At 68.6% G+C, this 1,875-nt stretch carries 3 protein-coding genes; all 3 read left to right on the forward strand.

Features of this window, described 5'->3' with window-relative positions:
• A partial coding sequence (locus tag FJY88_14085; GenBank protein MBM3288456.1) for a stage 0 sporulation protein occupies positions 1–512 on the forward strand: 512 nt, incomplete at its 5' end.
• Positions 311–1,270, forward strand: a complete 960-nt coding sequence (locus FJY88_14090) for a TatD family deoxyribonuclease (protein ID MBM3288457.1) — start codon at positions 311–313, stop codon at positions 1,268–1,270. The genes FJY88_14085 and FJY88_14090, both read left to right, overlap by 202 nt.
• On the forward strand, positions 1,270–1,875 hold a 606-nt coding region (locus FJY88_14095), incomplete at its 3' end, for a 16S rRNA (adenine(1518)-N(6)/adenine(1519)-N(6))-dimethyltransferase RsmA (GenBank protein ID MBM3288458.1). The genes FJY88_14090 and FJY88_14095, both read left to right, overlap by 1 nt.

Consider the following 1,875-nt stretch of genomic DNA (forward strand, 5'->3'; position numbering starts at 1 on the left):
GCAAGGAGATCAAACGGATCCTGCGGGAGGCGACCGGCGAGGAGATCTGCCATCTCGCCCGCGTGCGGAGAGAGGACGAGGAGGCGCTGCGGATATGCAGGCAGAGGGTGGAGTCCTCCGGTCTCACGATGCGGGTCACCGACGCGGAGCACCAGTTCGACGGCAACAGGGTCACCTTCTATTTCACCGCCGACGGACGCGTCGACTTCCGGGCGCTCGTGCGTGACCTGGCGAAGACCTTCCGGACTCGCATCGAGCTTCGCCAGATTCATCCGCGAGAGGCGGTGCGACGCCAGGGAGGCATCGGCCCTTGCGGACAATGCCTCTGCTGCGCCAGCTTCCTCCAGTCGTTCGAGCCGGTGACCCTCAAGATGGCGAAGAAGCAGAACCTCGCCCTCACTCCCGCCAGGATCTCGGGCATGTGCGGCCGCCTCCTCTGCTGCCTGGCCTTCAACAACGCCTGCGAGGCGGAGGCGTGCCCCAGGGGTCGGGCGGAGGAATCGCAGGGGTGATCGACACCCACGCCCACGTCCATCTCCGCGACTTCGATCGTGATCGCGGCGACGTCCTGCGAAGAGCCTGGGAATCGGGCGGCCGGTTTCTTGTCGAGATCAACATATCGGCAAAGGACTGGCCCCTCGTGCGCGATCTCGCCTCGGCGGATCCGCGGATCCACGCGGCGATCGGGATCCACCCGCACGAGGCGGGCCGCGAGGGCACCCCAGACCTCGAGAGCCTGCTCAGGGATCTCGGCCACCCAAGGGTCCGGGCGATCGGCGAGACGGGGCTCGACTACTACCGGGACTACGCGCCGCACGATCGGCAGCGGGATCTCTTCCGTCGCCAGATCGCGGTGGCCAGGGAGACCGGCCTGCCTCTGGTGGTCCACTCGCGACAGGCGCACGAGGATGTCCTCAGGATGATCGAGGAGGAGGGGGGAGGCGAGGTCCGGGGCGTGTTTCACTGCTTCTCGGGCGATGCGGCGGCGGCCGACAGGGCCCGTTCGCTCGGATTCCTCCTCGGGTTCGGGGGCGCCGTCACCTACAATCCGAAGCGCTCCGCGCCCCTCGTCCGTCATGTCGGTCTCGATGGCATCCTCCTCGAGACCGACTGCCCCTATCTGGCGCCTCATCCGAGGCGCAGCGAGCGCAACGAGCCCGCGAACATCCCTCTGATCGCGGCGTCGATCGCCGGCTTCCTCGGAGTCGAGGTCCCGGAGGTGGAACGGGCCACCGACCGGAACGCGATCGACCTCTTCCGCCTCTCGTGATGATCCACTCATCGGGGGAGGAGAGACGCTGGCTGCGCCGCCACGGGATCGCGCCCCGGAAGCGGCTGGGGCAGAACTTCCTCGTGCGGCCCGACGTTGCCGGTCGTCTCGCGGAGAGGATGCCGATCGGCGAACGGACCGAGGTCGTCGAGATCGGCGCGGGAGGCGGCGCGCTCACGCGCGCGCTCCTGGAGAGGGGGGCGACCGTCCACGCGGTCGAGATCGATCTCCGGCTCGTCTCCCTCTTGGAAGATCGATTCCGAGTCCCCATCTCGGAAGGAAGGCTGCGGCTCCACGCCGGGAACATCCTGGATCTCGATCCCGCGTCCCTGGCGCGAAAGCCGGGCGGGCGCCTCTACGCCGCCGGGAATTTGCCCTATGCGATCACCACTCCCATTCTCCTGTGGCTCCTCGGGGCCCGCTCCCGCCTCGATGGAGCGGCCGTTCTCGTGCAGCGCGAGGTGGCCGACCGGCTGGCATCCGCTCCGGGCGATCCGGCGTATGGGAGCCTCACGGTCTGGATCTCCTACCACGCAGGCGTCGGCAAGCTCGCCGGCGTTCGCCGGGGGAGCTTCTGGCCCGTCCCGAGCGTCGATTCCACGCTG

It is taken from the genome of Candidatus Eisenbacteria bacterium, assembly GCA_016867495.1.
GTDB lineage: Bacteria > Eisenbacteria > RBG-16-71-46 > CAIMUX01 > VGJL01 > VGJL01.